22 protein-coding genes and 1 other RNA gene are annotated in these 25,880 nt (G+C 65.8%); 9 read left to right on the forward strand and 14 right to left on the reverse strand.

The genetic code is table 11. From position 1 onward, the window contains the following. Positions 1-6 precede the first annotated feature (6 nt). Positions 7-234: a 50S ribosomal protein L31 gene (gene rpmE / locus ACTEK7_RS19020; protein WP_027573780.1), complete on the reverse strand. Its 228-nt coding sequence runs from the start codon at positions 232-234 to the stop codon at positions 7-9. 197 nt (positions 235-431) lie between these two features. Between rpmE and ACTEK7_RS19025 the strand changes: the two genes are divergently transcribed. Further along, positions 432-2,282 (forward strand): ABC transporter ATP-binding protein/permease, encoded by a 1,851-nt coding sequence (locus tag ACTEK7_RS19025; RefSeq protein ID WP_225146408.1) that lies wholly within the window; start codon positions 432-434, stop codon positions 2,280-2,282. Positions 2,283-2,313: 31 nt separating this feature from the next. Here ACTEK7_RS19025 and ACTEK7_RS19030 read toward each other — a convergent pair whose 3' ends face one another. The 3 genes from ACTEK7_RS19030 to ACTEK7_RS19040 form a co-directional block, all read right to left on the reverse strand. After that, complete coding sequence (locus tag ACTEK7_RS19030) at positions 2,314-2,760, reverse strand: GNAT family N-acetyltransferase (RefSeq protein WP_225126377.1); 447 nt, start codon at positions 2,758-2,760, stop codon at positions 2,314-2,316. After that, the gene (locus ACTEK7_RS19035) at positions 2,760-3,788 is read right to left on the reverse strand and encodes a peptidoglycan -binding protein (protein ID WP_036021776.1); all 1,029 of its coding nucleotides are present in this window, start codon (positions 3,786-3,788) and stop codon (positions 2,760-2,762) included. Before ACTEK7_RS19035 ends, ACTEK7_RS19030 begins: the two co-directional genes overlap by 1 nt. A 147-nt stretch (positions 3,789-3,935) precedes the next feature. After that, complete coding sequence (locus ACTEK7_RS19040) at positions 3,936-4,949, reverse strand: hypothetical protein (protein WP_036021706.1); 1,014 nt, start codon at positions 4,947-4,949, stop codon at positions 3,936-3,938. 168 nt (positions 4,950-5,117) lie between these two features. On the opposite strand from ACTEK7_RS19040, the gene ACTEK7_RS19045 reads away from it, so the two are divergent. From ACTEK7_RS19045 to ACTEK7_RS19055, 3 genes are all read left to right on the forward strand, one after another. Next, positions 5,118-6,137 (forward strand): SAM-dependent methyltransferase, encoded by a 1,020-nt coding sequence (locus ACTEK7_RS19045; RefSeq protein WP_035998295.1) that lies wholly within the window; start codon positions 5,118-5,120, stop codon positions 6,135-6,137. A 230-nt stretch (positions 6,138-6,367) separates the two neighbouring features. Further along, positions 6,368-7,561, forward strand: a complete 1,194-nt coding sequence (locus ACTEK7_RS19050; protein WP_085968706.1) for an efflux RND transporter periplasmic adaptor subunit — start codon at positions 6,368-6,370, stop codon at positions 7,559-7,561. A 184-nt stretch (positions 7,562-7,745) separates the two neighbouring features. Continuing rightward, on the forward strand, positions 7,746-10,907 hold the full coding sequence (locus ACTEK7_RS19055) for a multidrug efflux RND transporter permease subunit (RefSeq protein ID WP_225146409.1): 3,162 nt from the start codon (positions 7,746-7,748) through the stop codon (positions 10,905-10,907). Positions 10,908-11,048: 141 nt separating this feature from the next. On the opposite strand, the gene ACTEK7_RS19060 is transcribed toward ACTEK7_RS19055, so the two are convergent. The 8 genes from ACTEK7_RS19060 to tkt form a co-directional block, all read right to left on the reverse strand. Next, complete coding sequence (locus tag ACTEK7_RS19060; RefSeq protein ID WP_225141101.1) at positions 11,049-11,840, reverse strand: inositol monophosphatase family protein; 792 nt, start codon at positions 11,838-11,840, stop codon at positions 11,049-11,051. A gap of 85 nt (positions 11,841-11,925) precedes the next feature. Further along, the gene (locus ACTEK7_RS19065) at positions 11,926-12,999 is read right to left on the reverse strand and encodes a tetratricopeptide repeat protein (protein ID WP_225146410.1); all 1,074 of its coding nucleotides are present in this window, start codon (positions 12,997-12,999) and stop codon (positions 11,926-11,928) included. 8 nt (positions 13,000-13,007) lie between these two features. Beyond that, positions 13,008-13,697 (reverse strand): thiamine phosphate synthase, encoded by a 690-nt coding sequence (locus ACTEK7_RS19070; protein ID WP_225146411.1) that lies wholly within the window; start codon positions 13,695-13,697, stop codon positions 13,008-13,010. Positions 13,698-13,700: 3 nt separating this feature from the next. Beyond that, on the reverse strand, positions 13,701-14,726 hold the full coding sequence (locus ACTEK7_RS19075) for a class I fructose-bisphosphate aldolase (protein WP_225146412.1): 1,026 nt from the start codon (positions 14,724-14,726) through the stop codon (positions 13,701-13,703). 218 nt (positions 14,727-14,944) lie between these two features. Continuing rightward, positions 14,945-16,012 (reverse strand): class II fructose-bisphosphate aldolase, encoded by a 1,068-nt coding sequence (fba, locus tag ACTEK7_RS19080; RefSeq protein ID WP_036036995.1) that lies wholly within the window; start codon positions 16,010-16,012, stop codon positions 14,945-14,947. Positions 16,013-16,051: 39 nt separating this feature from the next. Then, positions 16,052-17,248: a phosphoglycerate kinase gene (locus ACTEK7_RS19085; protein ID WP_109142460.1), complete on the reverse strand. Its 1,197-nt coding sequence runs from the start codon at positions 17,246-17,248 to the stop codon at positions 16,052-16,054. A gap of 182 nt (positions 17,249-17,430) precedes the next feature. Continuing rightward, positions 17,431-18,438, reverse strand: coding sequence for a type I glyceraldehyde-3-phosphate dehydrogenase (gene gap, locus ACTEK7_RS19090; protein ID WP_035998321.1), 1,008 nt, complete (start codon positions 18,436-18,438; stop codon positions 17,431-17,433). A gap of 148 nt (positions 18,439-18,586) precedes the next feature. Further along, positions 18,587-20,572: a transketolase gene (gene tkt / locus ACTEK7_RS19095; RefSeq protein WP_225141107.1), complete on the reverse strand. Its 1,986-nt coding sequence runs from the start codon at positions 20,570-20,572 to the stop codon at positions 18,587-18,589. A gap of 368 nt (positions 20,573-20,940) precedes the next feature. On the opposite strand from tkt, the gene ACTEK7_RS19100 reads away from it, so the two are divergent. From ACTEK7_RS19100 to ACTEK7_RS19120, 5 genes are all read left to right on the forward strand, one after another. Then, the gene (locus tag ACTEK7_RS19100) at positions 20,941-21,261 is read left to right on the forward strand and encodes a DUF4164 domain-containing protein (RefSeq protein ID WP_020608063.1); all 321 of its coding nucleotides are present in this window, start codon (positions 20,941-20,943) and stop codon (positions 21,259-21,261) included. Further along, on the forward strand, positions 21,258-21,641 hold the full coding sequence (locus tag ACTEK7_RS19105) for a cell division protein ZapA (RefSeq protein WP_035998340.1): 384 nt from the start codon (positions 21,258-21,260) through the stop codon (positions 21,639-21,641). The genes ACTEK7_RS19100 and ACTEK7_RS19105 overlap by 4 nt, the downstream gene beginning before the upstream one ends. Positions 21,642-21,923: 282 nt before the next feature. Next, a non-coding RNA gene (gene ssrS / locus ACTEK7_RS19110) (6S RNA) lies at positions 21,924-22,084 on the forward strand. Positions 22,085-22,271: 187 nt separating this feature from the next. Further along, positions 22,272-22,868 (forward strand): 5-formyltetrahydrofolate cyclo-ligase, encoded by a 597-nt coding sequence (locus ACTEK7_RS19115; RefSeq protein WP_225141109.1) that lies wholly within the window; start codon positions 22,272-22,274, stop codon positions 22,866-22,868. Then, entirely contained in the window at positions 22,846-23,670 is an 825-nt protein-coding gene (locus tag ACTEK7_RS19120) for a TIGR00282 family metallophosphoesterase (RefSeq protein WP_035998346.1), read from the forward strand. Before ACTEK7_RS19115 ends, ACTEK7_RS19120 begins: the two co-directional genes overlap by 23 nt. Before the next feature lie 164 nt (positions 23,671-23,834). On the opposite strand, the gene ACTEK7_RS19125 is transcribed toward ACTEK7_RS19120, so the two are convergent. Together ACTEK7_RS19125 and ACTEK7_RS19130 are read right to left on the reverse strand one after the other, a co-directional pair. Next, a complete protein-coding gene (locus ACTEK7_RS19125) occupies positions 23,835-24,422 on the reverse strand; it encodes a GNAT family N-acetyltransferase (protein WP_085971997.1) in 588 nt (195 codons plus the stop codon). A gap of 104 nt (positions 24,423-24,526) precedes the next feature. Continuing rightward, positions 24,527-25,663: a DSD1 family PLP-dependent enzyme gene (locus ACTEK7_RS19130; RefSeq protein WP_225136330.1), complete on the reverse strand. Its 1,137-nt coding sequence runs from the start codon at positions 25,661-25,663 to the stop codon at positions 24,527-24,529. Between the last annotated feature and the right edge of the window lie 217 nt (positions 25,664-25,880).

The following is a 25,880-nucleotide window of genomic DNA, read 5'->3' on the forward strand; positions in this document are numbered from 1 at the left end:
GCCGGCTCAATCCTTCTTGAGAAAGCCCGAAAACTTCTTCTGGAAGCGCGAGACGCGGCCGCCGCGGTCCATGATCTGGGCGGAGCCGCCGGTCCAGGCCGGGTGCGACTTCGGATCGATGTCGAGGTTCAGCGTGTCGCCTTCCTTGCCCCAGGTCGAGCGGGTCAGGTACTCGGTTCCGTCGGTCATGACGACCTTAATCGTATGATAATTCGGGTGAATTTCGGCTTTCATGGCAATTCCTCGGCGCTCCGGCGCCTTCTTGGGTGGCTCGCGAATGACGGATTTGGGCGGCTCTATACCTCACGAAACCCCGCAAAACAAGCCATGCCAGCGCGCTGGACCGGGTTTGCCCCTAAGGGACTTCCCGGATTTGCCACTACTCCTGCACCGGCCTATTGGGAGCAGATCAATGCAACGGGTCGGATCTCATGAGCGCAGTGGAACGGCTGGATGACCACGATGTCGAACGGCCCGCAATGAACGCCGCGGACAATCCCTCGATCGAGGCCGAGCTGATCGAAGCGCCGGCCAAGGGCCGCGCCAAGTTGCGGCCGCTGCTCGCGCTCGCGCCGTATGTGATCCGCTATCGCGGTCGCGCGGCGCTGGCCTTCGTCGCGCTCACGATCGCCGCGCTGACCACGCTGCTGGTGCCGGTCGCGGTGCGCCGGATGATCGATTTCGGCCTGACGCCCGAGGGCATCGAGCTGATCAACAGCTACTTCTCGGTGATGCTCGCGGTCGTCGCCGTGCTCGCGATCGCCAGCGCCGCGCGCTACTACCTCGTGATGAGCATCGGCGAACGCATCGTCGCCGATCTCCGGCGCGACGTCTTCGGCCATCTACTGTCGCTCTCTCCCGCCTTCTTCGATTCCGCCCGCAGCGGCGAATTGATCTCGCGCCTCACTGCCGACACCACCCAGCTGAAATCGGCGGTCGGTGCCTCCGTCTCGATCGCGCTGCGCAACCTGATGATGTTCCTCGGCGCGACGGCGATGATGGTGATCACGAGCCCGAAGCTGTCGGGCTTCGTGCTGCTGGCCATCCCTTTGATCGTGCTGCCGCTAGTGGCGTTCGGGCGCTGGGTGCGGCGCCTGTCGCGCAATGCGCAGGACACGCTCGCCGACGCCTCCGCCTATGCCGGCGAGCTGGTCGGCGCGATCCGCACCGTGCAGGCCTATACCAGCGAGCAATTTGCCGAGAAGCGTTTCGGCGGCGAGGTCGAGCAGGCCTATGAAGCCGCGCGCACCTCGACCCAGGCCCGCGCCGTGCTCACGGCGATCATCATCTTCATCGTGTTCGCAAGCGTGGTCGCCATCCTCTGGATCGGCTCGCATGACGTGCTCACCGGTGCGATCACGCCGGGCCGGCTCGGTCAGTTCGTGCTGTATGCGGTGTTTGCCGCAGCGGGCCTCGGCCAGCTCAGCGAGGTCTGGGGCGAGGTCTCGGCGGCGTCGGGCGCGGCCGAGCGCCTGTTCGAGATCCTCCACGTCAAGCCCGAGATCACCGCGCCCGCGACGCCGCTTGCGCTGCCGGCGCCGGCGCGCGGCGAGGTCGGCTTCGATCGGGTCAGCTTCGCCTATCCGGCGCGGTCCGACGTCAAGGTGCTCGATGCGGTGTCGTTCACCGTGCGCCCCGGCGAGAAGGTCGCGATCGTCGGTCCCTCCGGCGCCGGCAAGAGCACCATCTTTCATCTGCTGCTGCGCTTCTACGATCCGCGCAGCGGGACGATCTCGCTCGACGGCGTGCCGGTCAAGTCCGCCGACCCCGGCGATTTCCGCGCGCGCATCGCATTGGTGCCGCAGGAATCCGTGGTGTTCGCCGCGAGCGCCCGCGAGAACATCCGCTTCGGCCGGCCCGATGCGACCGATGCCGAGGTCGAGCGCGCCGCCGAGCTCGCCCATGCCGCCGAATTCATCCGCCGCCTGCCCGAAGGTTTCGAGACTGCGCTCGGCGAGCGCGGCGTGACGCTCTCCGGCGGCCAGCGACAGCGCATCGCGATCGCGCGCGCCATCCTGCGCGACGCGCCGCTGTTGCTGCTGGACGAAGCCACCTCCGCGCTCGACGCCGAAAGCGAGACGCTGGTGCAGACCGCGCTGGAAGAGCTGATGCGCCACCGCACCACGCTCGTCATCGCCCACCGCCTCGCCACCGTGCTCTCCTGCGACCGCATCCTGGTGATGGACCAGGGCCGGATCGTCGAGCAGGGCACGCATGCCGAGCTCGTCGCGGCGAACGGGCTCTATGCGCGGCTGGCGCGGCTGCAGTTCGAGGGCGCGTAGACGCCTCACACGGCGGAAAGTACCGGGGACCTCACGCCTTCCACACCATCTTCAACACCGGCCGCCCCGAGGTCGGGTTCACGTCGTCGCCCGCATGGGCGAAGCCGCTACGCTCGTAGAAGCGGATCGCGCGGGCATTGTCCTTGTTGACGAGCAGCGTGACGCCCGAGGGCGACAGGCGCTTGGCCTCGTCCACCAGCAGCCTTGCCGCATCGGAGCCCCAATGCGCGGGATCGACGACGAGCTGGTCGAGATAGCCTTCGCCGTCGATGGTGACGAAACCGACCAGCGCGCCGTCCTGCTCCGCCACCACGATCTGGGCCTTCGGCACCAGATCCCTCAGCCAGCGCTCGCGCCACCATTCGAGCCGTGCGGCGAAGTCGATCTGCGGATAGGCCTGCTGCCAGGTGCGATGCCAGAGATCGATCGCGACGGCTTCGTCTTCGGGTCGGTAAAGGCGGAGGTGGAGCGCGCTCACTACCGCTCCGTCAGCTTCAGCTCGATGCGGCGATTGCGCTTGTAGGCCTCCTCGGTGTTGCCGGTATCGAGCGGCTGGAATTCGCCGAAGCCGGCCGCGACGAGGCGCTGGGCGGGCACGCCGAGCGAGACCAGATATTGCACCACTGAGATCGAGCGCGCCGCGGACAGGTCCCAGTTCGACCTGAAGTTCGCGCCGCTCACCGGCCGCACGTCGGTATGGCCGTCGACGCGCAGCACCCAGGGGATGTCGCTCGGGATCTTCTTGTCGAGCTCGATCAGCGCCGCTGCCAAGGTGTCGAGCTCGGCGCGGCCCTCGGGCAGCAGCACCGCCTGGCCGGTGTCGAAGAACACTTCGGATTGGAACACGAAGCGGTCGCCGACGATGCGGATGTCGGGGCGGTTGCCGAGGATGGCGCGCAGCCGGCCGAAGAATTCCGAGCGGTAGCGCGACAATTCCTGCACGCGTTGCGCCAGGGCGACGTTGAGGCGGGAGCCGAGGTCGGCGATGCGGTTCTGCGATTCCTTGTCGCGCTTCTCGGAGGCATCGAGCGCCTCCTCCAGCGCCGCCAATTGCCGGCGCAGCGCGCTGATCTGCTGGTTCAGCACCTCGATCTGCGCCAGCGCCCGCGCCGAGACCGCCTTCTCCGAGTCCAATGCCTTGCCGAGCTCGGCGGTCTTGCCTTGCGCATCGTTGCCGGCGGCAGCCAAGCCGTCATAGAGACCCTTGATGCGGTCGCGCTCGGACTCGGCCGAGGCGAGCCCGGCTTTCAGCGACGAGACCTGGTCGTCGAGGGTGAGCTTGCCGAGCTTCTCCAGCGACAACAGCTCGTTGAGCTGAGCGATCTTGGCGTTGAGCTGCTCCAGCGCCTTGTCCTTGCCGGTGACCTCCTGCGACAGGAAGAACTGCACCACGAGGAACACCGACAGCAGGAACACGATCGACAGCACCAGCGTCGACAGCGCGTCGACGAAGCCGGGCCAGTAGTTGAGACCGCCTTCGCTGCGGCGGGCGCGGGCAAGGGCCATGTCATCCGTCTCCACTCTTGTGTCCCGGACGCGGTGCAGCGTGCAACGCTGCTGCGCAGAGCCGGGACCCATCTTGTCCCTGACGCTGGGCCCCGGCTCAGCGATGCATCATTTCATGCTGCGTCGCGTCCGGGGCACAACACCGTCTCAACTCTTCTCGGGCTGGCGCGCGATCCGCTCCAGCAGGCGGCGGATCTCGCGGTTCTGCTCGCCCTGGCCGTCGGCCCATTCGCGGATCATCTGCTGCTCGGTGCGCATGTGCGAGACCAGCGCCTGGATGGCTTCGGCAAGGCTCGCCATCGCCGCGGTGGTGCCGCGGCCGGCGCTGCCTTCCTCGAGCACGGACCGCAGCCGTTCGACCGCGGCCTGAAGCTCGCCGCTGGCGACGCCGCCGCCGGTCGCGACAGGCGCCTCGCCGTTGCCATACTCGCGCACTGTGGTGGCGAGCCAGTCTTCGAGATCGGTGTAGAAGCGGTTCTGCGCCTGGCTCGATTGCAGATCGAGGAAGCCGAGGATCAGCGAGCCGGCAAGGCCGAACAGCGAGCTGGAGAAGGAGATGCCCATGCCGCCGAGCGGGGCGGCGAGACCTTCCTTCAGCGTGTCGAACAGCGCCCCGGAATCGCTCCCGACCTTGAGCCCGTCGATCACCTTGCCCACCGAGCCCACCGTCTCGATCAGGCCCCAGAAGGTGCCGAGCAGGCCGAGGAAAACCAAGAGGCCGGTCATGTAGCGGGAGATGTCGCGGGCCTCGTCCAGGCGGGTCGCGATCGAATCGAGCAGGTGCCGCATCGTGGTCTGGGTGATGGTCATCCGCCCTGAACGCTCCCCGCCGAGGATCGCAGCCATCGGCGCCAGCAGCTTGGGGTGGCGGGCCGGCGCCAGGCCGGGATCGGCGACGCGGAAATTGTTGACCCAGGAGACTTCGGGATAGAGCCGGATGACCTGGCGGAAGGCCAGGATGATGCCGATGAACAGCACCCCTCCGATCAGGGCGTTGAGCCCGGGATTGGCGAAGAAGGCCTGGACGATCTGCTTGTAGAGCACCACGCTCACCAGCGTGCACAGCACCAGGAAGACCAGCATCCGCACCAGGAAGACGCTGGGCGAGGACAGTTTGGTGTACTCGATGTCCATGGTGGATCGGGAAGTGCCAGACCGCATGCCGGTATCATCCGTTACGTAAAGCTTGCTTGCGGCGCGCACTATGGCACAGCGCCGGCCCAAAAAAAGCGCCGGATGCGCCGATTTCGGGGACAGCTCGGGGAACCCGGACCGGAAGCGGTGCTTTGATAAGCAGGTCTCTGCAGAAGTTCGCCATTCAGGGGGCGCATGAGCGTCGTTTCCGCGATCATCGGGACTGCCGAGCGTGTGCCGCTGCCGGACGTGGTGATCCGCGCCGCGATCCAGCGCCTGTGCTCCCGCATGGCGACGCGCCTGTCCGGGCTGGGCCTCGGCGACGATGCCGCCTTCGCCGGGCGGATGATGCTGCGGCCGATCGCCGAGGGCGCGGCAGCGGGGCATGACGAGGTGCCCGCGGCCTTCTTCGCCGACTTGCTCGGCCCCAAACGCAAATTCTCCTCCTGCTTCTACAAGACCGACGCGACCACCTTGCGGGAGGCGGAGGAGGAGGCGCTGCGCCAGACCGTCGAGCATGCCGGCCTGACTGACGGCCAGGCCATTCTGGAGCTTGGCTGTGGCTGGGGCTCGCTGTCGCTGTGGATGGCACGGCAATTTCCGCACGCGACGGTGACGGCGGTCGCGGCCTCGCAGGCGCAGCGCGCCTCCGTCGAGGAGGAGGCGCGGCGGCGCGGGCTGCTGAATCTGCGCGTGGTCACGGCCGACATGAACGTGTTCGCGCCCGATGGCCAGTTCGACCGCATCGTCTCGGTCGAGATGTTCGAGCGGATGAGCAACTGGCGCAAGCTGATGACGCGCGTGCGGTCATGGCTCGCGCCGGAGGGACGGTTCTTCATGCACGTCGTCACCCACCGGTCCGGCTCGCATCTGCCTGACCCGGCCGATCGCGACGACTGGATCGCGCAATACGTCTACACAGGCGGGCTGATGCCGAGCCATCACCTCGTCAGGCAGTTCGACGATATCTTTGCCATCGAGAAGGAATGGTGCTGGAGCGGCACGCACTACCAGCGCACCGCCAACGACTGGCTGGCCAATTTCGATGCCCATCGCGAGGCCATCGAAGCCTCCTTGCACGGGGTCCACGGCGAGGAGACCGCTCTCTGGATGCGTCGCTGGCGCTGGTTCCTGCTCGCGACCTCGGGCCTGTTCGGTTACGCCGACGGAACAGAATGGGGCGTCAGCCATTACCGGATGAAGGCCGCCGAGTAATTGCGGTGTTCCGCCGCAGCACGCGCCGGTGGAACTTAGATTCACAATCAAGTTACACCGCAAAAGACTTCTGATTTCAACAGGATAAGCTGTGTGACAATGAGCCGCCTGCGCCATGCGTTGCATCGCAGCAGATGCATTCTATTTTGGCGGCATCAGCCGCGTGCAAAAGGTCCAGAACGGGCTTCGCGCGAGCATGATCAGTTTCAACAATCGGGGCATCCCACTTCATGTTTGGAATTCGAGCGCGATCGGCATGCGTTGCAATGATGCTCGCGGCCCTTGCGCCGCTGCTGGGTGCTTGCGAGGAATCCAGTTCCGCGGTGTCCGCCGCCCAGCCGCCTGCCCCTGACGTCAGCATCGTTATCGTCAAGCCGCAGCCGCGCGCCGTGGTGCGCGAGCTGCCGGGCCGCATCGCCCCGACCCGGGTCTCCGAAGTCCGGCCGCGTGTGTCCGGCATCGTGGTAGAGCGCCTGTTCCGCCAGGGCAGCGAGGTCAGGGCCGGCGATCCGCTCTACCGCATCGATCCGCGCCCGTTCGAGGTCGAGGTCATGGCCAACGAGGCCGCGCTGGCGAAGGCCGAAGCGGCATTGGCGCAGGCCAAGCAGCAGGCGCATCGTATTGCCACCCTGACCAGGGATCGCGCCGCGCCCGAAGCCGAGAACGAGAAGGCGATTGCGGCCGAACGCCAGGCCCATGCCGAGGTCGAGGGCCGCAAGGCCGAGCTCGCGCGGGCCAGGCTTAATCTCGACTACGCCACCGTGCGTGCGCCGATCGACGGCGTGGTCGGCGCGGCCCTCGTCAGCGAGGGCGCGCTCGCCGTGCAGAACGAGACCAATCTCGCCACCATCCAGCAGCTCGATCCGATCTATGCCGACTTTACCCAGTCGGTGACCGAGCTCAACCAGCTCCGCCGCGCCTTCGAGACCGGCGACCTCGATCGCATCGCCGCCGATGCCGCCAAGGTGCGCCTCGTGCTCGACGACAACACCATCTATTCGCTCGACGGCAAGCTGCTGTTCTCCGACGCCAAGGTCGACGCCCACACCGGGCAGGTGACGTTGCGCGGCGAGTTCCCCAATCCCAAGCGCGAGCTGCTCCCGGGCATGTATGTCCGGGTCCGCATCGACCAGGGTCTCGATTCCGATGCGATCGCGGTGCCGCAGCAGGCGATCCAGCGCAATGGCGGCGGCGGCAGCGAGGTGTTCGTCGTCAAGGACGACAATCACATCGCGGTGCAGCCGGTGCGCACCGGCTCGGTGCAGGACGGCCTCTGGTTCATCACCGAAGGCCTGAAGTCCGGCGACAAGGTCGTGGTCGAAGGCTTCCAGAAATTCGCGGCCGGCGACAAGGTCAAGCCGCAATCCTGGTCGGAGGCGGAAGCGACCGCAGACAACCGGCACGCTCAGCAGCTCACGCGGTAACGCTCCGCGCAGCAAGTGTCGTCCTTAACCTGAGGAGCCCGCTGCAAGCGGGCGTCTCGAAGGATGGCCGCGGGAGAGAGCCGGGCCTTCATGGTTCTCGCGGCGATGCGCGGCATCGTCCGGAGCGCGCGTTCCGCGCTCCTCACCATGAGGGTCTAACCGAACAACGAGGATAAAACGGCCAATGCCGAGTTTCTTCATCGACAGGCCGATCTTCGCCTGGGTGGTCGCGCTGTTCATCTGCTTGATCGGCGCGATCGCGGTGCCGCTGCTGCCGATCGCGCAATATCCGATCATCGCGCCGCCCTCGATCTCGGTCTCGACCAGCTATCCCGGCGCCTCGCCGGAAAACCTCTACAATAGCGTCACGCGGCTGATCGAGGAGGAGCTCAACGGCGCCGCCAACATCCTCAATTTCGAATCGACCAGCGACTCGCTCGGCCAGGTCGAGATCATCGCCAACTTCCAGCCGGGCACCGACACCAGTGCCGCCTCGGTCGAGGTCCAGAACCGCATCAAGCGCGTCGAGGCGCGCCTGCCGCGCGCGGTGATGCAGCAGGGCATCCTGATCGAGGAAGCCTCGAGCGCAGTGCTGCAGATCATCACACTGAACTCGACTGACGGCAGCCTGGATGAAGTCGGCCTCGGCGACTTCATGATCCGCAACGTGCTCGGCGAGATCCGCCGCATTCCCGGCGTCGGCCGCGCCACACTGTACTCGACCGAGCGCTCGCTTCGTGTCTGGGTCGATCCCGCAAAGCTGGTCGGCTATGGCCTGACCGCCGACGACGTCAACAAGGCCATCACCGCGCAGAACGCGCAGGTCGCTTCCGGCAGCATCGGCGCCGAGCCGTCGACCTCGAACCAGCGCACCTCGGCACTGGTGCTGGTCAAGGGCCAGCTCTCCTCGCCCGACGAGTTCGGCGCCATCATCCTGCGCGCCAATGCCGACGGCTCGACCGTGCGCCTGCGCGACGTCGCGCGCATCGAGGTCGGCGGCCTCAGCTACCAGTTCAACACGCGCCTCGACGGCAAGCCGACGGCGGGCCTGTCGGTCCTGATGTCGCCGACCGGCAATGCGCTGGCGACCGCCAGCGCAGTCGAAGCGAAGATGAAGGAGCTGTCGCGCTTCTTCCCGGCCAACATCACCTACGAGATCCCCTACAACATCACCCCTGTGGTCGAGGCCTCGATCGAGAAGGTGCTGACGACGCTGGTCGAAGCTGTGGTGCTGGTGTTCGTGGTGATGTTCTTGTTCCTGCAGAACATCCGCTACACCATCATTCCGACCATCGTGGTCCCGGTGGCGCTGCTGGGCGCCTGCTCCACTCTGCTGCTCGCCGGCTATTCCATCAACATGCTCTCGATGTTCGGCATGGTGCTCGCGGTCGGCATCCTCGTCGACGACGCCATTGTCGTGGTCGAGAACGTCGAGCGGATCATGGCCGAGGAAGGCCTGCCGCCGAAGGAAGCGACGCGGAAAGCCATGTCGCAGATCACCGGCGCCATCATCGGCATCACGCTGGTGCTGATGGCGGTGTTCGTGCCGATGGCGTTCTTCCCGGGCTCGGTCGGCATCATCTACCGCCAGTTCTCCGTCACCATGGTCGCCGCGATCGGCTTCTCCGCCTTCCTGGCGCTGTCGTTGACGCCGGCGCTGTGCGCGACGCTGTTGAAGCCTGTGGCAAAGGGGCACGGTCATTCGACCAACTTCGTGTTCGGCTGGTTCAACCGCATGCTCGAAGGCGTCAAGGAACGCTATTCACGCACCGTCGGCTTTTCGCTGAATCGCACCGGCCGCCTGATGCTGGTCTATGCCGCGCTGCTGGTCGGCCTGTCCTGGGCCTTCGTCAACCTGCCCGGCGGCTTCCTCCCCGTCGACGACCAGGGCTTCATCACCACCGACGTGCAGACGCCCTCGGATTCGTCCTATGCCCGCACCGAGGCCGTGATCGAGAAGGTCGAAAAATATCTCGCCGCGCGGCCGGGCGTCGACAACGTCACCTTCCTCACCGGCTTCAGCTTCTCCGGCCAGGGCATGAACACCGCCCAGGCCTTCATCACGCTGAAGGACTGGTCGGAGCGCGGGCCGAAGGACTCCGCTGCCGCGATCGTCAACGACGTCAACCGCGACCTGGGCTCGTCGATCCGCGACGCAAAAATCTCGGCGCTGCAGCCGCCGCCGATCGACAATCTCGGCAACTCGTCCGGCTTCTCGTTCCGCCTCCAGGATCGCGGCCAGAAGGGCTATCAGCAATTGATGCGCGCCGCCGACCAGCTGATCGCGGAGGCCAATGCCAGCCCGGTGCTGCAGAAGGTCTATATCGAAGGCCTGCCCGAGGCGGGCGTGGTCAATCTCATGATCGACCGCGAGAAGGCCGGCGCGTTCGGCGTCACCTTCGAGGACATCAACAACACCATCTCGACCAATCTCGGCTCGAACTACATCAACGACTTCCCGAACCGCGGTCGCATGCAGCGCGTCGTGGTGCAGGCGGACGCGCGCGACCGCATGCGGGCCGAGGACATCCTCAACTACAACGTCAAGAACAGCCGCGGCCAGCTGGTGCCGTTCTCGTCCTTCACCACGATCGAATGGGCGCGCGGCCCGACACAGATCGCCGGCTTCAACTATTATCCGGCGGTGCGCATCTCCGGCGAGGCCAGGCCCGGCTTCACCTCGGGCGATGCCATCGCCGAGATGGAGCGGCTCGCCGACCGGTTGCCGCGCGGTTTCGGCTATGAATGGACCGGACAGTCGCTGCAGGAGAAGCTGTCGGGCTCGCAGGCGCCGTTCCTGCTCGCCCTGTCGGTGTTCGTGGTGTTCCTGTGCCTCGCCGCGCTCTACGAGAGCTGGACCATTCCGCTCGCGGTGCTGCTCACCGTGCCGCTCGGCATCGTCGGCGCGGTCACTGCCGCTATGCTGCGCGGCCTGCCCAACGACGTCTATTTCACCGTCGGCCTGATCACCATCATTGGCCTCGCCGCAAAGGACGCGATCCTGATCATCGAGTTCGCCAAGGATCTGCGGAAAGAAGGCAAGCCGCTGGTCGAAGCCACCATCGAAGCCTGCCGCCTGCGCTTCCGCCCCATCTTGATGACCGGCCTTGCCTTCATCTGCGGCGTGCTGCCGATGGCCATCGCCCACGGCGCCGGCGGCGCCAGCCAGCAGGCGCTCGGCAGCGTGGTGATGGGCGGCATGATCGCGGTGGTGATCCTGGCGCTGTTGATGGTGCCGGTGTTCTTCGTCTCGGTGCAGCGCGTGCTGGCGGGTGATCGCGAGCCGAAGGCGGCGCGGGAAGCTGAAGCGCACGGCCGACCGGCGCGGGCGCACTCAGGCCACTGATGCACCCCCGTCATTCCGGGGCGTGCGAAGCACGAGCCCGGAATCCAGCGGGCCACCATTGACGAGGATCAATGGATTCCGGGCTCGCGCCAAGAGGCGCGCCCCGGAATGACAGGGGAATGTGGAGCGCGAGCTTCCGCCTTAAGCCGGCTTCCGCAAGATCTTCACCAGCTCCCCGTGCACGTACTCATTCCCGCACACGACGTGCCCGGTGACCAGCGGGTCGCCCGGCGTTGCGATATCGCTGATGGTGCCGCCGGCTTCGCGGACCATCAGCATACCGGCCGCGATGTCCCAGGATTGCAAATCGCGCTCCCAATACCCGTCGAGCCGGCCGGCGGCGACGAAGGCGAGATCGAGCGAGGCAGCGCCGAAACGGCGCAAGCCGGCGACGCGGTCCTGGATCGCGGTCATCTCGCGGCGGAATTCCTGGTGGTCGCCGCGGCCGATATGAGGCAGGCCGCAGGCCACCACGCATTCGCTCAGCTGGCGGCGGCCGGCGACGCGCAGGCGCTGGTCGTTGAGGAAGGCGCCCTTGCCGCGCTCGGCGATGTAGAGCTCGTCATTGGCGGGGTTGTAGATCACGCCCGCAATCACGGTGCCCTCGCGGGCGAGCCCGATCGAGATCGCAAATTGCGGGATGCCGTGCAGGAAGTTGGTGGTGCCGTCCAAGGGATCGACGATCCAGGTGTGGCTCTTGTCGGTGCCCTCGCGGTTGCCCCCTTCCTCGCCGATGAAGCCGTAGCCGGGCCGGGCCTTGGCGAGGTCCTGGTAGAGGATCTCCTCGGCGCGCTTGTCGGCGAGCGAGACGAAATTGGCCGGCCCCTTCAGCGAGACCTGGAGATGCTCGATCTCGCCGAGATCGCGCTTGAGGCTGCGGCCGGCGCGGCGCGCCGCCTTGACCATGACGTTGATAGTGGCGGAATACAGCATATGCTTCTGGTCTTGATCGGGGAGAGGGGCGCGGAAACGCGCCTGTTTGGGGGATTGGGTGCCCCGTGAGGGGCCCCGCGTCAAGTCATTTGGACCCGAGCCACTTCCTGGCGGCGGCCTCGGCCTTGGCGCGGTCATCGGCCGGCAGATCGGAGAGCTGCTTGTCGAGCTCGGGGTCGCCCTTGCCTGATGTCTTGGCCACCAGGTGCCATTTGAAGCCTTCGATCTTGTCCACGGGCGTGCCGACGCCGTTGATCAGCACCCAGGCCAGCCGGTTCTGCGCGATCGCGCTGCCCTGGCGGGAGGCCTTGCGAAGCAGGGCGACAGCCGCCGGCTGGTTCTTCGGCGTGCCGGTGCCGTTGAACATCGCGATGGCATATTCGACCTCGGCATCGACATTGTCGGCGATCGCGGCGGCCTGCAGCAGCCGCACCGCGCGCTCGGGGTCCTTCGGCACACCGGTGCCCTCCTTGTAGAAGGTCGCGAGCGCGTATTGCGCTTCGGGCAGGCCTGCATCGGCGGCTTGGCGCAGCAGTTCCGCCGAACGCCGGACGTCCTGCGGCAGCGTCTGGCCGTCCAAATAGAGCAGGGCGAGGTTATAGGCCGCCTTGGGCTCGCCGAGCTTGGCGGCGGAGGCCATCAGCCTGACCGCCTCGCTTTTGTCGACCGGGCCGCCGCGGCCGGAGATGCGCAGCATGGCGAGCGCGAACATCGCCTCGCGATCGCCGGCATCGGCGGCGCGCTTGTACCACTCGGCCGCTTTCGCGTAATCGCGCCGGATGCCCATGGCGTTGGAATAGAGCTCGCCGAGCATGGTCATCGCCTTGGCATCGCCGGCTTGCGCGCGCACCGTGGCGAGCTCGAACGCCGTCTTGTACTGGCCGCGCTGATAGGCGCCGAACACGAGGTCGACGTTGGGATCGTCGGACGGCGGCGCGGGGATCACGGTTGCCGGCTTGGGCGAAGCGGACGGCTTGGGAGATGCCGTAGGCTTCGGCGCCGGTGCTGCCTCCTTCTTCTTGGCAGGGGCGGGCGGCTTTGGCTTCTGCTTCTCTGCCGGTGCGCTCGGCGTCGTCGCCGGCGGGGTGATCTGCAGCTGCGCGGCCGCGGGCACTGTCAGCAGCAGCGTGGCCAGCATGGTGATGCACGGGAGCTTCATGTCGGGCGCTAGCCGTGCTCCTGGCCCGCAGGATCTTGGCCGGCCTGCGCCGTCGCATGAGCCTTCTTGATCGCGGCATCGACCTCGATCAGGGCGGCCTTGGGCCCGCGCGGATCGGCCCAGATGAAGTCGCCGACCAGCACGAAATCGGCGCCGCTGGCGGCGAAATCGTAGGCCTCGTCCAGCGTGGTGGCAAAGCCGACGCAGGGCGGCTCGAACAGCTCGGCCCACCAGTCCAGCCGCTCGGCGATCGCCTGCGACGACGGCCGCTGGCCTTTCGCATCGGGCTCGCCGAACAGCACGTAATCCGCGCCCATCTCGCCCGCATCCATGGAATGGTGCCGCGTCGTCAGCCCGCCGACACCGGCGATGCGATCCGGCTTGAGCGACGGCAGCGCCTCCTTCAGCGCGGCGATGCCGGGCAGGTGCGCGCCGTCGGCGCCGCCGCGCGCGACGATGTCGGCATGGCCGTCGACGAGGAGTGCCGCGCCCGCCTTCTGCACCGGCGGCGCCAAGGCCTTGACGCGCGAGATCATGCCGCGCTGATCGGTCTCCTTCAGGCGCAGCAGCACGGCGGCGACGTCGGCGGACGCGATCAGCCCCGGCAGCTCGGCGACCAGCGTCGCGGGATCATCGACGACGGGCGTCGCGAGATAGAGACGCGGCGCCGGGCGCGGCGGAGGCGGTTTGTTCGACAAGGTCTAGGCTGCCTTCTGTTCCAGGCTGCTTTGCCATTCGCCCTTGGAGGCGAGGCCGTTCATGCGGGCGCGATGACTGAAGGCGCGCTGGCCGGCCGCGACGTTCTCAGGCTTGCCCGACCAGGCCTTCTGCGGCGCGGCCTGCAGCGCGCGGCCGTAGGAGAAGGTCAGGCCCCAGGGCAGCGGACCGAGCTTGTGCATGGCGTTGAGATGCGCGGTCGCCTCTTCGTCCGACTGGCCGCCGGACAGGAAGGCGATGCCGGGCACCGCCGCGGGCACGCAGGCCTTGAGCAGCCGTATCGTCTTCTCCGCGACCTCCTCGACCGAGGCCTGCTTCGGACATTTCTTGCCGGCGATTGCCATGTTCGGCTTCAGCACCATGCCTTCCAGCGCCACGCGCTGCACGCGCAATTCCTGGAAGGTCTTGTTGAGCACGCGTTGCGTCACCTCATAGCAGCGCTCGATGTCGTGGTCGCCGTCCATCAGCACCTCCGGCTCGACGATCGGCACGATCTGCGCGGCCTGGCACAGCGCGGCATAGCGCGCCAGCGCGTGGGCGTTGACGCTGATCGCCGTCATCGAGGGAATGCCGCTGCCGATGTCGATCACCGCGCGCCATTTGGCAAAGCGCGCGCCGCGCTCGTAATATTTCTGTAGGCGCTCGGCGAGCTTGTCGAGCCCGATCGTGACTGTTTCACCGGGGCACATCGGCAAGGCCTGCGTGCCCTCGTCGACCTTAATTCCGGGAATGGCGCCGGCCTGCTCGATCAGCTTGACCAGCGGCGTGCCGTCCTTGGCATTCTGCCAGATCGTCTCGTCATAGAGGATCACGCCGGAGATGTACTGGCTCATGGCGTCCTTGGCGCGAAACAGCATTTCGCGATAGTCGCGGCGGTTCTCTTCGGTCGATTCCACGCCGATGGCGTCGAAGCGCTTCTTGATGGTGCCGGAGGATTCGTCGGCGGCAAGGATGCCCTTGCCGGACGCGACCATGGCGGTCGCGATCTTGTTGAGCTCAGTCAGATTCATCGAGAGGTCCTCCCAAAACGATTCTGCCCTTGCCCGGGAAAATAGACCGTTCTCGGGCAATTGCCGAGTTATCGTTCGTCGCAGGGTAAAGGGTCTTTCTGTCATTCCGGGATGCGCCGAAAGGCGCAGGCCCGGAATCCATAACCCCAGGCTGTGGTTATGGATTCCGGGCCCACGCTTCGCGTGTCCCGGAATGACGGGAGGATGTGACGGAGGCCTTAGGCGACCCGGGGATCGAGCTCGCCCTTGGCGTAGCGCTTGGCCATCTCGGCGGTGGTCAGCACCTTCTTGATCTTGGAGGCCTGGCCTGCGGTGTTGAACTCCTGCAGGCGCTGCTTGCACAGCTTGGTCATGGCTTCCATCGCCGGCTTCAGGTACTTGCGCGGATCGAACTCTTCCGGGTTGTCCTTCAGAACTTTCCGGATCTGGCCGGTCATCGCCATGCGGTTGTCGGTGTCGATGTTGATCTTGCGCACGCCGTTCTTGATGCCGCGCTGGATCTCGGCCACCGGCACGCCCCAGGTCGGCTTCATCTTGCCGCCATAGGCGTTGATGATGTCCTGCAGATCCTGCGGCACCGAGGAGGAGCCGTGCATGACGAGATGCGTGTTCGGCAGCTTGCGGTGGATCTCCTCGATCACATTCATGGCGAGGATGTTGCCGTCGGGCTTGCGGGTGAATTTGTAAGCGCCATGCGACGTCCCCATCGCGATCGCGAGCGCGTCGACCTTGGTTTCCTGGACGAACTTCACGGCCTCGTCCGGATTGGTCAGGAGCTGGTCGTGGCTAAGCTTGCCTTCGGCGCCGTGGCCGTCTTCCTTGTCGCCCATGCCGGTCTCGAGCGAGCCGAGCACCCCGAGCTCGCCCTCGACGGAGATGCCGCCGAGATGGGCCATGTCGGTGACGGTCTTGGTGACGCCGACATTGTATCCCCAGTCGCCGGGGGTCTTGCCGTCGGCCTTGAGGGAGCCGTCCATCATCACCGAGGTGAAGCCGGCCTGGATCGCGGTCATGCAGGTCGCCGGCTCGTTGCCGTGGTCGAGATGCACGCAGACCGGAATGTGCGGATAGATCTCGGTCACCGCGTCCATCATGTGCTTGAGCATGACGTCGTTGGCGTAGGAGCGCGCGCCGCGCGAGGCCTGGATGATGACGGGCGCATCGACCTGGTTGGCCGCGTCCATGATGGCCAGCGCCTGCTCCATGTTGTTGATGTTGAAGGCCGGTACGCCGTAATCGTTCTCCGCCGCGTGGTCGAGCAATTGACGTAACGTGATCCGAGCCATCTGTCTTTGTCTCCCGTTGGGGCCTCAAAGGCCGCTTGATTACTTGCTACGCAGAACTTCAACGCCGGGCAGGGGCTTGCCTTCCATCCATTCAAGGAACGCGCCACCGGCGGTCGACACATAGGTGAAGTCACCGGCCACATGGGCCTGGTTGAGCGCCGCGACGGTGTCGCCGCCGCCCGCGATCGAGATCAGCTTCTTGGCCTTGGTGCGCTCGGCGGCGTGCTTGGCGGCCGCGACCGTGCCGCGGTCGAACGGCTGCATCTCGAATGCGCCCAGGGGGCCGTTCCAGACCAGCGTCGCCGCATCGTCGATCGCGGCATGGACGCGCGCGATCGATTGCGGGCCGACGTCGAGGATCATGCCGTCGGCCGGGATCGCATCGAGTCCATAGGCATGCGACGGCGCGTTGGCGGCGAAGTGATAGGCGACGGTGGCGTCGACCGGGAGGATGATGGCGCAATTGGCGGCTTCCGCCTTCTCCATGATGCGCAGCGCGGTGGGGCTAAGATCCTTCTCGGCCAGCGACTTGCCGACCGCAACGCCCTGCGCGTGCAGGAAGGTGTTGGCCATGCCGCCGCCGATCACGAGCGCGTCGACCTTGGTGACGAGGTTTTCCAACAGGTCGATCTTGGTCGAGACCTTGGCGCCGCCGATGATGGCGATCACGGGCTTGCTCGGCGAGCCCAGCGCCTTCTCCAGCGCGTCCAGCTCGGCCTGCATGGTGCGGCCGGCATAGGCCGGCAGCTTGTGGCCGAGACCTTCGGTCGAGGCGTGGGCGCGGTGCGCGGCCGAGAACGCGTCATTGACCCAGATGTCGCCGAGCTTCGCGAGTTCCGCGACGAAGGCGGGATCGTTCTTTTCTTCCTCTTTGTGGAAGCGGGTGTTTTCCAGGCACAGGATGTCGCCATCCTTCAGGCCGGCGACCGCCTTGGCCGCGGGCTCGCCGATGCAATCCTCGGCAAACGCGACGGGCTTCTTCACCACCTTCGCCAGCGCCTCCGCGACGGGCTTGAGCGAGTCCTTGGCGTCGCGTCCCTTCGGCCGGCCGAAATGCGCGAGCAGGATGACCTTGCCGCCCTTGTCGGCGAGCTCGGTGATGGTCGGCGCCACGCGCTCGAGCCGGGTGGCGTCGGTGACGCGCCCGCTCTCCATGGGCACGTTGAGGTCGACGCGCAGCAGCACGCGCTTGCCCTTCACGTCGACGTCGTCGAGGGTGCGGAATTTAGCGGGCATCGTTCATCATCCGTGCGTCGGAGTGTCGGAATCGGGGGGAGGCGAATGGCCGTGGTCGCCGCTCCCTCCACCGTCTTTCGGAGACTTCACTGCGAGGCCCCGGCGAAATCCGTACGCGATCATCGCGATCAACAGTATGACGCCAGGGATGCCAATCCAGTGAGGAAGCACCTTGGCTTCCCTCAGATCACCTTCGCCATCGCGGCGGCGGTGTCCGCCATGCGGTTCGAAAAGCCCCACTCGTTGTCGTACCAGGACATCACGCGCACCAGCGTGCCGTTCTGCACCTTGGTCTGGTCCTCGTGGAAGGTCGAGGAGTGCGGGTCGTGGTTGAAGTCGATCGAGACGTTCGGCGCATTGGTGTAGCCGAGGATGCCCTTGAGCTGCTGCTCGCTGGCGCGCTTCATCGCCGCGTTGATCTCCTTGGCGTCGGTGGCGCGCTTGGCGACGATCTTGAGGTCGACGACCGAGACGTTCGGGGTCGGCACGCGGATCGCGACGCCGTCGAGCTTGCCCTTCAGCTCGGGCAGCACGAGGCCGATCGCCTTCGCAGCACCCGTCGAGGTCGGGATCATCGACATCGCCGCCGCGCGGCCGCGGTAGAGATCCTTGTGCATCGTGTCGAGCGTCGGCTGGTCGCCGGTATAGGCGTGGATCGTGGTCATGAAGCCGGTCTCGATGCCGACGAGATCGTTCAGCACCTTGGCAACCGGCGCAAGGCAGTTGGTGGTGCAGCTGCCGTTGGAGACGACGAGGTGATCCTTGGTCAGCGTGTCGTGGTTGACGCCGTAGACGATGGTGGCGTCGGCGCCGTCGGCGGGCGCGGAGACCAGCACGCGCTTGGCGCCGGCGGTCAGATGCGCGCTAGCCTTGTCCTTCGAGGTGAAGATGCCGGTGCATTCCATCGCAATGTCGACGCCGAGATCCTTCCAGGGCAGCTTCGAGGGATCGCGCTCGGCGGTGACCTTGATCTTGCCGTTGCCGAGGCTGATGGAGTCGCCGTCGACGGTGACGGTGCCGGGAAAGCGGCCATGGACGCTGTCGAAGCGGAGGAGATGAGCGTTGGTCTCGACCGGGCCGAGGTCGTTGATGCCGACGACCTCGATGTCCTTGCGGCCGGACTCGGCGATAGCCCGCAGGATGTTGCGGCCGATGCGGCCAAAACCGTTAATTCCGACGCGGACTGCCATGTTTCGTCTCCTTCAATGACCGTTGTCATCCCGCACAACGCGCTATACGCGCCTGCGAGGGTTTTTTAGGGGCGGACGCCCGGTTCGGCCGGGCGGTGCTTGATCATATGAGAGATTAGGTAGTCCTTTTTTGCGGCAAGCTCAACTCTCAGGAAACGCGCTTCAGCACAGCGTTAACCGCGGCCTCGGCGGTAATGCCGAAATGCTTGTAAAGCTCCTTGGCAGGGCCGCTTTCGCCGAACGAATGCATGCCGATGAATTCGCCATCCTGGCCAATCACGGCGTCCCAGCCCCAGCGCACGGCGGCCTCGATCGCGATCTTCACCGGCGCGTTGCCGATGATGGCGGCGCGCTTGGCCTCTGGTTGCGCTAACAACAGCTCCAGCGAGGGAACGGAGACAACGCGCGAAGCGACGCCGCGTTCCGCCAATTGTTTCTGGGCCGCGACCGCGATCTCGACCTCCGAGCCCGAGGCGAACAGCGTCGCCTTGGCTTCGCCCTGGGCGGCGACCAGCTCGTAGGCACCAGCCGCGCAGGGATTGTCGTTCGGTGCGGTGGTCCGCAGCTGCGGCAGGTTCTGCCGCGTCAGCGCCAGCACGGTCGGGCCATCGACGCGGTTGAGCGCGAGCTCCCAGCACTCGGCGACCTCGATGGCATCGCAGGGACGGAACACGCGCATGTTGGGAATGGCGCGGAGCGCTGCGAGATGCTCGACCGGCTGATGGGTCGGGCCGTCTTCGCCGAGACCGATCGAGTCATGGGTCATGACGTAGACGACACCGGCGCCCATCAGCGCGGCAAGGCGCATCGCCGGACGCGCATAATCGGTGAAGACGAGGAAGGTCGCGCCGTTCGGCGCGAAACCGCCGTGCAGGAAAATGCCGTTCATCGCGGCCGCCATGCCGTGCTCGCGGATGCCGTAATGGATGAAGCGGCCCTTCGGCGTCTTGGCCGAGAAGGCGGTCGCCGACTTCGCCTTGTTGTTGTTGGAGCCGGTGAGGTCGGCCGAGCCTGCCAGGAATTCCATCGGCATGGCGCCGGCGATGACTTCGATCACCGCTTCCGACGACTTGCGGGTGGCCGCGGTCATCGGCTTTTCCAGCAGCTCCTTCTTGTAGGCGCGAACGGCCTTGGCGAGCGAAGCGGGACGCTCGTGACGCAGGCGGCGCTCGAACTCGGCGCGCTTGCGGCTGCCGAGCTCACCGAGCCGCGCTTCCCATTCCTGGCGTGCCGCGGCGCCTCGGCTGCCGGCCGCGCGCCATGCCTTCAGCACGTCGTCGGCGACCGCGAACGGCTCGAGCGAAATGCCGAGATTTTCCTTGGCAGCCTTGAGCTCGTCGGCGCCGAGCGCTTCGCCGTGCACCTTCGAGGTGCCTTGCTTGTGCGGCGCGCCGAAGCCGATCGTGGTGCGGCAGGCGATCAGCGTGGGCTTGCTGGATTTCTTCGCGCGCGTGATCGCATCGGCGATCGCGGCCTGGTCGTGGCCATCGATCTTCTCGGCCGCCCAGCCCGCCGACTTGAAGCGCTTCACCTGGTCGACGGAATCGGAGATCGAGGTCGGGCCGTCGATCGAGATGCCGTTGTCGTCGTAGAGCACGATCAGCTTGTTGAGCTTCCAGTGGCCGGCCATCGCGATCGCTTCCTGCGACACGCCTTCCATCAGGTCGCCGTCGGAGGCGAGCACATAGGTGTGGTGGTCGACGATCTTCTTGCCGAATTCGGCGGCGAGCATCTTTTCGGCCAGCGCCATGCCGACCGCAGTCGAGATGCCCTGGCCGAGCGGGCCGGTGGTGGTCTCGATGCCCTTGGTGCGGAAGTTCTCGGGGTGGCCGGGGGTCAGCGAGTCGACCTGGCGGAACTGCTTGATCTGGTCCAGCGTCATCTCGGCATTGCCGGTCAAATACAGCAGCGAATAGAGCAGCATCGAGCCGTGGCCGGCCGAGAGCACGAAGCGGTCGCGGTCCGGCCAGGCGGGCGCAGTGGCATCGAATTTCAGGAACTGCGTGAACAGCACGGTGGCGATGTCGGCGGCGCCCATCGGCAGGCCGGGATGGCCCGATTTCGCCTTCTCGACAGCGTCCATCGAAAGGCCGCGGATCGCGTTGGCCATACGGGTGTGATCGACCTGCGTCATGTCTGAAATCCGTCTGAAATGAAGCGCTTGGCGATGGTTGCCCGCGCGGGGAGAAGCCTGGCGGCCACTGAAGGTTGGCGCTGGGATAGCACCTCGGTTCCGGGAGTCCAAGGCAATCGAACGCCGGTTTGGCCGCAAAAGTTGCCTGTGTGGACATCGGTTTTCCGCCGGGATCGCGCCGGGCGGAAGCGACGCAGCGACACGTCGTCCCGATTGAACAGTGCATAGTTTTGCGGCGGCGTTGCGCTTGGCTAGCTTGCTTTGTAAATTTCTGCTTCTAACCGCTTGCCGAACCGAGTCTTTTGCCGGACGGCAAGCTCCAGGGAAAGGCCACTGGGCAAAGGCCGCCAGGTTCCGCCGCTGACTGCATGAACGATCGCGTATCCAACAGTTCCGCCATGACGGAGTCGTCCGCCGTCGAGATCGAGATTGCGACCCGCAGACTCATGGCGGCGCTCGATGCGCTCGAAAGTGCGGTGGAGCGGCGTCGCGATGCCGATCGCGACGAGAACGAGCTTGCGGCGCGCATCCAGGCGCTCGGCGCGGATCGCTCGCGTCTTGCCGACGAGCTCGACGGCGCGCTGGTGAAGGCACGCAAGCTCGAGCGCACCAATCGCGAGATTTCTGACCGGCTGGATTCCGCGATCGTGACGATACGCTCGGTGCTCGATACCGGAGAGGACGGATGAGCCACATCAACGTCACCATCAACGGCCGGCAATATCGCATGGCCTGCGAGGAGGGCCAGGAGGTGCGGCTGCTCAAGCTCGCCGAGACGCTGGAGACGCGCATCCAGTCGCTGCGCGGAAAATTCGGCGAGATCGGCGATGCGCGCCTCACCGTCATGGCTGCGCTCACCGTGTGCGATGAGCTGATCGACACCACCAACCGCGTCCGCACCCTCGAGCAGGAATTGACCGAGCTCAGGGATTTCCGCAATGCCGCCGTCGAGCGCGCCAGGATGACGCAGACCGCGGTGGTCAACGCGCTGAACGCCGCCGCCGAGCGCATCGAGAAATCGACCCAGGTCCTGAACCGGACGGTGGGGAACGGCATCGCGATCGGCTGAAGCTCGATAGGAGCCGTGCCCTTACCCTCCCCTGGAGGGCCCTGGAGGGGGAGGGTCGATCGCGCGTAGCGCGAGCGGGGTGGGGTGATCTCTCCACACGGACAGTGCCCGTGGGGAGAGATCACCCCACCCCGCTCACATTTCGCTGCGCTCCATGTGAGCCGACCCACGGGCGAGCTTCGCTCGTCCCGGACCCCTCCAGGGGAGGGTAAGAAAGCGCGCAGCGGAAGCCGCACTCTCGTCGCACTGGCGATTCGTCAGTACAGTTGTTACATTGCCTCCGCGAGGCTGCGACGTGCGTCAGGAGCCATATATCCCCGGGGCCTTATCGATCCTTTAGGGAACTGTCCCTGGCCGGGCCCGTGGGCTCGGACATATGGTGCCCACCTACTTTCGTAGGGAACTCCGGGATCGAGTGCTTCAACGGCGTTCGCGGCTTCGCACTTTCGTTTGCTTCGTTTGTGCTTGTTGAAACGACTGCGGCCAATTCAACAGGTGTCATTCCCCCCGAGTGCGCAATTGCGCACGGGGCGGGGAATCCAGTACGCCGCGGCCCTTGTGTGAATCACCACCGCCTCTGGAATACTGGATCACCCGCATTCGCGGGTGATGACGTGGGGACCAAAGCACATGTCCAACTCCAAAGCCGAGCTCCGTGCCAAAGCCCTCGCCAAGCGCGATGCGCTGAGCGAGAAGAAACGCATCGCGGCCGCCGCAAAGCTCGCCAAGCGCGGGCTACCGTTCAAGCTGCTGCCCGACAGCATCGTCTCCGGCTATTCGCCGATCCGCAGCGAGATCGATCCGATGCCGCTGCTCGCAAAGCTCGCGGAAGAGGGCGCCAGGCTGGCGCTGCCCTGCGTCACCGCGCGCGGCCAGTCGCTGATCTTCCGTCTCTTCCATCCGAACGACCGCCTGATGCTCGGCCCGCTCGGCATTCCCGAACCTTCACCTGCTGCGGCCGAAGTCATTCCCGACATCATGCTGACGCCGCTCGCCGCCTTCGACCGCCTCGGCCATCGCATCGGCTATGGCGCCGGGCATTACGATTTCACCTTCGCGCATTTGCGCAAAGCCAAGCACATCGTCGGCATCGGCCTTGCGTTTGCAGTGCAGGAGATCGAGGCGGTTCCGGCACTATCCCACGACGTGGCGCTCGATTATGTGCTAACGGAATCGGACGTGTTCGATTTCCGGAGTTCTGAAGTTGCGCATTCTCTTCGTGGGTGACGTCGTCGGCCGTAGCGGACGCGAGGCCGTCTCCGAATATCTGCCCGGCATGGTCAAGGACTGGTCGCTCGATCTCGTCGTCGTCAACGGCGAGAATTCGGCCGGTGGCTTCGGCATCACGGAAGCGATCTACCAGGAGTTTCTCGAGGCCGGCGCCGACGCGGTGACGCTCGGCAATCACTCCTGGGACCAGCGCGAGGCGCTGGTGTTCATCGAGCGCGCCGACCGCCTGGTGCGCCCCGCCAACTATCCGCGCGGCACGCCCGGCCGCGGCGCCGCCTTGGTCGAGACCAAGAACGGCAAGCACGCCCTCGTCGTCAACGCGCTCGGCCGCGTCTTCATGACCCCGTTCGACGATCCCTTCGCCGCGCTCGAGCGCGAGCTTGGCGCCTGTCCGCTCGGCGTCGCCGCCGACGCCATCGTCGTCGATTTCCATTGCGAGGCTTCAAGCGAGAAGCAGGGGATCGGCTTCTTCTGCGACGGCCGCGCCAGCCTCGTCGTCGGCACGCACACGCATGTGCCGACCGCCGACCACCAGATCCTGTCAGGCGGCACCGCCTACATGACCGACGCCGGCATGACCGGCGATTACGATTCCATCATCGGCATGCAGAAGGAAGAGCCGCTGCGGAGGTTCACATCAGGAATTCCGTCCGGCCGCTTCGAGCCGGCCGCAGGCGCCGCGACGCTCAGCGGCGTCGCCGTGGAAACGGACGATGCGACAGGGCTCGCGCTCAAGATCGCGCCGGTGCGCGTGGGTGGAAGGCTGGAGCCGACGACGCCGAAATTCTGGTTGAGCTGAAGCGCGAGCGAAATCACCCGGTGTCGTCCCCGGACGATTATATCAAACTTTGCCCTCAGCAGCGGACATCGACGGGCAACAAGGGAACTCCGCTTTGGGCCACAAGCGGAAGTCAACAGTCATTGGCGGCTGCGAGCCCTTCTCTTCGACAGATTGGATTCCGTTCAAGAAGCTGTCCGCAACATTGGTGTCATCGTCGGCGAAGAACCATGTTGTATCTCGCCGATGATCTTGAAGCCGTGGCGTTCATAAAGGGAGATGTTTCGCGGATTCGAACTTTCGAGGTAGGCGGCGATGCCCTCCTCGTCGCATCGTCGAAGAGCGTGCTTCATCAACAATGTGCCGAGACCTTGGCCGATCCAGTTCGGATCGGAGGCAATGAGAGGCAGATACCAATGGGGCTCGTGGGGATGATGTTCGGCCATTCCCTGGAGCATGTGTCCAATATCATCGGCGATCTCCGGACGCAGGGATTGCGCCATGAGTGCGTCCATGGCCGTTTCATCGGGCTCGACGCCGGGCGGCAGCCACAGGGCGGCCGCGCGAGCCCCTTCTGTGATGTAAGCTGTGCCATGCTCGAATGCCCGTCCGCCAAATGCCTTGACGAATTGAGGCATAATCCTGAGATATTCGGATGAATCGGGCCAAACCCAACGCGCCATCGGATCGGCTGCAAAGCCAAGTACAATGGTGCTGATAGTGCTTGCCTGAATGTTGGCGCCCGCAGATTTGATTTCCGAGTCTGCGCTCATGATATCGTCTCCAAGTCGTCGATGGCGTCGGCCACATTCATTCTAAGATGCAGCACAGGATAGTGGCCGGGCGCTACGGCGTCGCGCGCAATCACGCGTCAATCTCAGGTGACCGCGCCCCGCGCCGCGACTGGCCAAAGTGCCTCCACGCGGGAATCCGGCGTGTTGAAGCCGCGCACGCCGACATACCAGTCGTAGAGATTGACGGTCGGGTCGCAATGGCCGGGGATCAGCGTCACCTTGTCGCCGATCGCCAGTCGCGACGAAGCGCTGTCGAAATCGAGCAAGCCATGCTCGTCAGATGGCCGATGATAGCGCAGATCGGGCCGGCCGAGCACGACCGGAAATCCGCTGTCGTTCGACAGAGCCTTGTGGCCGGCATCGATGACCGCGTGTTCGCCGGCGCCTGTGCTCATCACCGTCGCGATCACGAACAGCGCATGCTCGAACGGATTGGCGTTGCGCGCCCCGTCGGCGAGGTTCTTGGCGTAGTCGGCGTCCATGAAGATATAGGAGCCCGCCTGCAATTCGTTCCAGATGCCGCTCGCGCCTTCGAGCTCGAATGTGCCGGTTCCCGCACCTCCAATCGTCCGGCACTGAAAGCCCGCGTCCTTGAGGACGCGCAGTGTCTCCGCGGTCGCGTTCGCGGCACCGGCGATGGCAGCGCGCCGCTCCTCCGGCGTGCGCAAATGCTGGGCAGAGCCGTGATAGGCCTGCAAGCCGCCGAACGATAGGAAGCGTGAAGCCGCCACCTGCCGCGCCAGGGTGGCCGCCGCCGGCCCCGGCCTGACGCCGCAGCGACCGGCGCCGACGTCGATTTCGACCAGGACTTCGATTTGCGATCCTGCCCGCTCCGCGGCGTGCGACAGTTGCTCGACCATGATCGCATCGTCCACGCAAACGCTGATGCGTGCGTGGCGAGCGAGGCCTGCGAGCCGTTCCAGCTTCCGCAGGCCCACCACCTCATTGCTGACGAGCACGTCACTCACCCCGCCCGCAACCAGGATCTCGGCCTCGGCGACCTTCTGGCAGCAGATGCCGATTGCGCCGCGCGCTATCTGCTTGGCCGCAATGATCGGTGATTTGTGGGTCTTCGCATGCGGACGCAAGCGAACGCCGAGCTTGCTCACCGCCGCCGCCATCGTGTCGAGATTGCGCTCGAAGGCGTCGAGGTCGATGATCAGCGCCGGTGTATCGATCTCGGAAAACGGCGCGCCGATTTGGGCGGGTGGACAGGACATCGAAAAGCCCGCTTGCTGTGTTCGGGTTCGCGCGGATGCGCGGCGGCATTTCTACGGCAACGTCGGCCGCCGCACCAGTGCAGTCGGCTTCTGTGCTCGGCGGACGGCGGGGAGAACCGCACGCCTCTCACAATTTCGGAATAATAGCATTTTGCCCCTGTTTTGCCCGACGAGTCAACGCGCGCCGGGGCCCGCCGGCGTAAGCCATTGATTCCGC

It is taken from the genome of Bradyrhizobium sp. JHI2711 (genome assembly GCF_056156565.1).